This window comes from Paracoccus sp. (in: a-proteobacteria), from assembly GCF_047973135.1.
In the GTDB taxonomy this organism is placed as follows: domain Bacteria; phylum Pseudomonadota; class Alphaproteobacteria; order Rhodobacterales; family Rhodobacteraceae; genus Paracoccus.
In genome coordinates this window covers 25166-31274 of sequence record NZ_JBKEBL010000128.1, presented here as the reverse complement: position 1 = coordinate 31274, position 6109 = coordinate 25166, and the positions used below count along the sequence as shown (strand labels likewise).

At 64.8% G+C, this 6109-nt stretch carries 7 protein-coding genes; 3 read left to right on the top strand and 4 right to left on the bottom strand.

Annotated features, from left to right (window positions below):
* The 3 genes from ACK5L9_RS09815 to hisG form a co-directional block, all read left to right on the top strand.
* The coding region (locus tag ACK5L9_RS09815; protein ID WP_416911278.1) for a His/Gly/Thr/Pro-type tRNA ligase C-terminal domain-containing protein at positions 1-570 on the top strand (570 nt) is incomplete at its 5' end.
* A 7-nt stretch (positions 571-577) separates the two neighbouring features.
* Entirely contained in the window at positions 578-1660 is a 1083-nt protein-coding gene (locus ACK5L9_RS09810) for an ATP phosphoribosyltransferase regulatory subunit (RefSeq protein ID WP_416911277.1), read from the top strand.
* A complete protein-coding gene (hisG, locus tag ACK5L9_RS09805; protein WP_416911276.1) occupies positions 1657-2331 on the top strand; it encodes an ATP phosphoribosyltransferase in 675 nt (224 codons plus the stop codon). The genes ACK5L9_RS09810 and hisG overlap by 4 nt, the downstream gene beginning before the upstream one ends.
* 11 nt (positions 2332-2342) lie before the next feature.
* On the opposite strand, the gene ftsY is transcribed toward hisG, so the two are convergent.
* The 4 genes from ftsY to ACK5L9_RS09785 form a co-directional block, all read right to left on the bottom strand.
* A complete protein-coding gene (ftsY, locus tag ACK5L9_RS09800; RefSeq protein WP_416911275.1) occupies positions 2343-3380 on the bottom strand; it encodes a signal recognition particle-docking protein FtsY in 1038 nt (345 codons plus the stop codon).
* Between the two features lie 100 nt (positions 3381-3480).
* A complete protein-coding gene (locus ACK5L9_RS09795) occupies positions 3481-3978 on the bottom strand; it encodes a hypothetical protein (RefSeq protein ID WP_416911274.1) in 498 nt (165 codons plus the stop codon).
* Between the two features lie 250 nt (positions 3979-4228).
* Positions 4229-5404 carry a 23S rRNA (adenine(2503)-C(2))-methyltransferase RlmN gene (gene rlmN, locus ACK5L9_RS09790; RefSeq protein WP_416911273.1) on the bottom strand — a complete coding sequence of 392 codons (1176 nt, stop codon included), beginning with the start codon at positions 5402-5404 and terminating at the stop codon, positions 4229-4231.
* A 97-nt stretch (positions 5405-5501) separates the two neighbouring features.
* Positions 5502-6023 (bottom strand): invasion associated locus B family protein, encoded by a 522-nt coding sequence (locus ACK5L9_RS09785; RefSeq protein ID WP_416911272.1) that lies wholly within the window; start codon positions 6021-6023, stop codon positions 5502-5504.
* Positions 6024-6109: the final 86 nt, after the last annotated feature.

Sequence of the window (6109 nt, the reverse complement as noted above, 5' to 3'; positions counted from 1 at the left end):
GTGCGCGGCCTTGGCTATTATACCGGCCCGGTCTTCGAGGCCGAACTGACCTTTGAAATCCTTGACGACAAGGGTCGCAAGCGCCAGTTCGGCAGCGTCGCCGGGGGCGGGCGCTATGATGGTCTCGTGGAACGCTTCACCGGGCAGAAGGTCCCGGCCACGGGCGTCTCTATCGGTGTCGACCGTCTGCTGGCCGCGCTGCGCGCCAAGGGGCTGGCGGGAACCGACAGCCACGGCCCCGTCGTCGTCACCGTCATGGACCGCGACCGCATGGGCGACTATCAGGCCATGGCGGCCGAATTGCGCGCCGCCGGCATCCGCGCCGAGGTCTATCTGGGCAACCCGAAAAACTTCGGTAACCAATTGAAATATGCCGACAAACGCAATTCCCCCGTGGCCATCATCCAGGGCGGGGACGAGGCCGCGCGCGGTGTCGTACAGGTCAAGGACCTGATCCTGGGCGCGCGCATCGCCGCCGAGGCAACCCATGAGGAATGGAAATCCCAGCCCGCCCAGACCGAGGTTGCCCGCACGGATCTGGTCGCCGAAGTGCGGCGGATTCTGGGATGATCCGGACATGAGCAAGCCCGAGAAACAGGCCATCGGCCAGCAGATCCTTGCGCGCTTTCGTGCCGCCGGCGCGGCCGAGGTCGCCCCCGATATCCTGCTGCCCGCCGAGACGCTTCTGGATCTTTACGGCGAGGATATCCGCGCCCGCGCCTATGTCACCCAGGACCCGATCCGGGGCGAGGTGATGCTGCGGCCCGATTTCACCGTGCCGGTGGTGCAGATGCATATGGAAAACGGCGCCGAGCCCGCGCGCTACTGCTATCTGGGCGAGATTTTCCGCAAGCAGGACCATGGCGAAACCCGGCCCGACCATCCGCGTGACAACGAATATCTGCAGGTCGGATTCGAGCTTTTCGCCCGCAACGCCGATGCCGATGCCGAGGTCTTCGCGCTGTTTCACGGCATTCTTGCGCCGCTGAAGCTGCAGGCGACGATGGGCGATATGGACCTGCTTCTGGATGCGGTTCGCGCGCTGCCGCTCTCCGGGGCGCGCCGGGCGGCGCTTTTGCACCATATCTGGCGGCCGAAACGCTTTGCCCGGCTGCTGGCGCGGTTTTCCGCCCCGCCCGCGCCGCGCGATTTCACGGATGCATCCGCGCCATGGACCGGGCTGCGCAGCCCGCAGGAAATGCAGGCCCGCATCGACCGGCTGCAGGCCGATGCGCTTGAGCCGCCCCTGGCCCCGGAATGGGCCGCGCGGCTGGAGCGGCTCTTCTCCATTCAGGCCCCGGCGCCCGAGGCGCTGCGCCAGCTCAGCGCCGTAGTGGCCGAAATCCCCGCGATCACCGAGGCGGTCGACCGGCTGGAGCGCAATCTTGTGCTGCTGTCAGATCGCGGCATCGACGTGGGCGCGATCCATTTTGACGCCAGCCACGGCCGGCACACGATGGAATATTACGATGGCATGACCTTCAGCTTCGCGGCGCCGGGCCGTGCGGACTGGCCGCCGGTCGCCTCGGGTGGGCGCTATGACGCGCTGACGGCGGTGCTGGGGCAGGCGCAGGGCCGGGCCATTCCGGCGGTGGGCGGCATCATCCGCCCGGGCCTTGTCCATGAACTGGGGGGCCAGATCCTGGCGAATGTGGCATGATCCGGCTGGGGGTGCCGTCCAAGGGGCGGCTGATGGAGCAGACCTTCGAGTGGTTCGCCGCCCGCGGCGTCAGGCTGTCGCGCGCGGGGTCGGACCGCGAATATGCCGGCCGGGTCGAGGGCGCCGGGAATGTTGCGCTGGTCCTGATGTCGGCGGGCGAGATCCCGCGCGAATTGCAGGCCGGCCGCATCCATCTGGGCGTGACCGGCACCGACCTGATCCGCGAAAAGCTGGCCGGCTGGCGCGATGTTGTGACGGAAATCGCGCCGATGGGCTTTGGCCATGCCGACCTGATCCTTGCCGTGCCCGAATGCTGGATCGATTGCGACGGGTTGGACGATTTCGCCTCGATCTGCCGCGATTTCCGCGCCGCGCATGGGTTCCGGCTGCGGATTGCGACGAAATATCACCGGCTGGTCCGCGCCTGGCTGTCCTCGCAAGAGGTTGCGGATTATCAGCTTGTGGACAGTCAGGGCGCGACCGAGGGCACGGTGGCCAACCAGACCGCCGAGGCCATCGCCGACATTACCAGCTCTGGTGCGACATTGCACGCGAACAACCTGAAAATCCTGTCCGGGGAACCGATCCTGCGGTCACAGGCGACGCTGTTCGCCAGCCTTGGTGCGCCTGCGGACGAGATTGCCCGCTTTGCTACGCTGATCGGGGTGTAAGGGCGCGCGGGCTACAGCCCGACCAGCGCACGGGCAAAGTCCTTGGCGTCGAAGGCGTCCAGATCGTCGATCTGCTCGCCCACGCCGATGGCATGGATCGGCAGCCCGAACTTGTCGGCCAGCGCGACCAGAACCCCGCCGCGCGCCGTGCCGTCAAGCTTGGTCATCACAAGACCGGACACATCGGCCAGCTTGCGGAACGTTTCGACCTGGCTCAGCGCGTTCTGGCCCGTGGTCGCGTCCAGCACCAGCAGGGTATTATGCGGGGCCGACGGATCCTTTTTGCGGATCACGCGGACGATCTTGGCCAGTTCCTCCATCAGATCCTGGCGGTTCTGCAACCGCCCCGCCGTGTCGATCATCAGCAGATCGGCCCCGTCCGCCTCGGCCCGTGTCATGGCGTCAAAGGCAAGGCTGGCCGGATCCGACCCTTGCGCGGCGACCATCACCGGCACGCCTGCGCGCTGCCCCCACACCTGCAACTGTTCCACGGCAGCGGCGCGAAACGTATCGCCCGCCGCGATGACCACATTCTTGCCCGCCGCCCTGAACTGGCTGGCCAGCTTGCCGATGGTCGTCGTCTTGCCGGATCCGTTGACGCCCACGACCAGCACCACCTGCGGCTTTTTCGGATAAAGCGGCAGAGGCCGCGCGACCGGGTCCATGATCCGGGCGATTTCATCGGCCAGCAATTCCTTCAGTTCCGTGGATGACACCCGCCGTCCCATCCGCCCCTCGGCGATATTGGCGGTCACGCGCAAAGCGGTCTCGACCCCCAGATCGGCCTGAACCAGCATATCCTCCAGATCTTCCAGCATCCCGTCGTCCAGCGCGCGGCGCGGTTCATCGGGGCGGTCCTCGCCGCGACCGAACAGGCGACCGACGATGCCGGATGAGGGCGGCGATGATTCGGGTTGCGGGGGGTGCCGTTCAGCGGGTTGCCGGGCGGTGGCCCCCGCCTGGCCCTCGCCGACAATATCGTCCAGTCCCTCGCCGATCTTGGACGAAGACCGGGTCAGCCTGTCGCGCAGTTTCGTGAAAAACGACATATCCGCATCCTTCGTGGTCCGCGCAAACCTAGTCGTTTCGGACGTCGAGGAAAAGCGGAAGAACCCGCCGTACCGGTTCCGGGCGGGAACCGGCACGGCCTTAGAAATCTATCTTCAGCCCGATGACATTGGCGTTGGTCGCGCCCCGCATGCTGCCCAGTGTTTCACCCGCGCCCGAGCGGTGGTGCAGCCGCCAGAACAGCGTATAGCGTGACGTGGGTGATGTTTTGAAATCCAGCCCCGGCCCCAGATAGAACAGCAGATGCGCATCCCGGCCGGGCTTGCTTTCCTGAAGGGTCAGTTCCCGCCCCGGCTGCGCTGCGGTGACATAGCTTAGCCCGACCGTCATCTGCGGCGCGACATACAGATTGTCCAGCAGCCGGATATCGTTCAGGCGGCCAACCGTGCCGCTCCACAGCTCGGCCGTGGTTCCCTCGCCGAAACGCGCGGCGGCCCCGGCCTCATAGCCAAGCAGCAAGGGTCCGACGCGATAGATGAACCGCTGAATACCGGCCCCGACGATATAATTATCCTCATAGGTAGCACCGGGCACGTTCAGGCTTGCACCGATTTTCTCGTCCACAAGCCGCCCTCCCATGATCATCACCTTCCCGAGCCGGGGTTGTAGCCACTCACGGGCGCTGACCGGCGCGGCGGACAATCCCGCTGCAAGGAATGCGGCCAAAAGGCCGCGCCATACGGCTTTCTCCCGATCACGGCCCCGACAACGTAGTGACATGTTTTTTCTCCGAACCGGTTCACCGGATAAAACTGGCCCATCCGATAGCCATTATCCCGGCAAAGGGGAATAGCCCGCCGCCGATTTCGCGAAATTCGCGGCCTGGACCTTAACCCGAGGCGGTTTCGGCAGCGACCTGTGCGGCGGATTTGCGGCCCCGTTCGGTGGCGGATTTCAACTGCCCGCAAGCGGCCATGATATCCTCGCCTCGCGGGGTGCGGATCGGGCTGGCATAGCCTGCCTTGTGAACGATATCGGCGAATGCCTCGATCCGCTCCCAACCCGAGCGGCGATAGGGCGCGCCAGGCCATTCGTTGAAGGGAATCAGGTTGATCTTGGCGGGGATTCCGCGGATCAGCCGGACAAGGCGGCGGGCGTCGTCATCACTGTCGTTCACGCCGTCCAGCATCACATATTCAAAGGTGATTCGTTCGCTGTTCGACAACCGGGGATAGTCGCGCAGCGCGCCCAGAAGCGTGTCGATATTCCAGCGCTTGTTGATCGGCACCAGCCTGTCACGCACCTCGTCGGTGGTGGCGTGAAAGCTGACGGCCAGCAGGCAGCCGATTTCCCCGGCCGTGCGCGCGATTTCGGGAACCACGCCGCTGGTGGACAGGGTGATGCGGCGGCGCGACAGCGTCAGGCCCTCATTGTCCATGACGACCTTCATCGCGTCGCGCACGGCTTCGAAATTATACAGCGGCTCGCCCATGCCCATCAGCACCATGTTGCTGACCAGCCGGGTTTCGTCCTTTGGCTCGCCGGGTTTCGGCCATTCGCCCAGATCGTCGCGTGCCACCATCAACTGCCCGACGATCTCGGCCGGGGTCAGGTTGCGCACCAGTTTCTGCGTGCCGGTATGGCAAAAGGAACAGGTCAGCGTGCAGCCCACCTGACTGCTGACGCACAGCGTGCCTCGCCCTTCTTCAGGGATATAGACCGTCTCGACCTCGTGTCCGCCGGCGATCCGCAACAGATATTTGCGCGTGCCATCGGTGCTGACCTGACGGGTCATGATTTCGGGCAAGGCGATTTCGAATTTTTCGGCCAGCAGGGCGCGATAATCCTTGGCCAGATTGGTCATCTGCCCGAAATCCCGCAGCCCCCAGTGATAGACCCACTGCCAGACCTGCCCGACGCGCATCTTTGCCTGCCGTTCAGGCGTGCCTGCCGTAATCAGCGCCTCGCGCAACTGGTCGCGGGTCAGTCCGACAATATTCACCCGCCCGCTGTCAGGCAGCTTGCGGGGAATGGTCAGGACATCCTGCGTGATGGGGGCGGACATGGGCGTTTCCGGGCTTGCGAATGAAGGACCTGCACATAGGCCATGACGGGCCGGAAATCAATCGGCCCCCGTCGCCCGTCATTCCGGCCTGCCGATTCTACTGGCAGTGCGCCTTTGCAGCGTTCGTGGCCGCGGTGATTCCCGACAGGCTGAACGTGTCCTTGGTGTTTGTCCCGCGCGAGGACCGGGCACTGACCACGGCGCTGGATCCGGCGCGCAGCGCACTGATCAGCTTGCCATCCTCGGCTGCACCACCGGTCCAGGCATTTTCACCCTCGGTGAACAGATTGAACTTCTGTCCGCCGATATCGACCTCGACCGCCGAATCGGGGGCAAAGGGATAACCGCCGGTAAACGAGACTTCACCGTTCTCGCCCGGACGATAGGCAACATACAGCCGGATATCGCCGCGCGTCACCTGCACCTCTTTGCCGTCCCTGGTGTTCACCGTCGATTTCGGCGGCGAAACAGCCCAGCATTCCTTGGGGTTGCTGCCTGCGAAAATGGTCCAGTCGCCCTCGGTCGCCACGACATTGGTCGATTCCTGCGCACCTGCCGCGCCAAGTCCCGCCGCAAGGAAAAGGGTTGCCGCCACGCAGCGCAGCGTCTTATTCTTCATGCTCTGGCCTCCTGCCATGTCATCGCCGAATTTTCCCGGCGTTTTTCCCGATTGTTACGGCCTTTTCAACCTTCTCTGGTCAGGAT

Coding starts and splice junctions, on each gene's coding strand:
- ACK5L9_RS09795 (WP_416911274.1), bottom strand. CDS start 3,978: ATGGGAGGGCGGCTTGTGGACGAGAAAATCGGTGCAAGCCTGAACGTG.
- rlmN (WP_416911273.1), bottom strand. CDS start 5,404: ATGTCCGCCCCCATCACGCAGGATGTCCTGACCATTCCCCGCAAGCTG.
- ACK5L9_RS09785 (WP_416911272.1), bottom strand. CDS start 6,023: ATGAAGAATAAGACGCTGCGCTGCGTGGCGGCAACCCTTTTCCTTGCG.
- ftsY (WP_416911275.1), bottom strand. CDS start 3,380: ATGTCGTTTTTCACGAAACTGCGCGACAGGCTGACCCGGTCTTCGTCC.
- ACK5L9_RS09810 (WP_416911277.1), top strand. CDS start 578: ATGAGCAAGCCCGAGAAACAGGCCATCGGCCAGCAGATCCTTGCGCGC.
- hisG (WP_416911276.1), top strand. CDS start 1,657: ATGATCCGGCTGGGGGTGCCGTCCAAGGGGCGGCTGATGGAGCAGACC.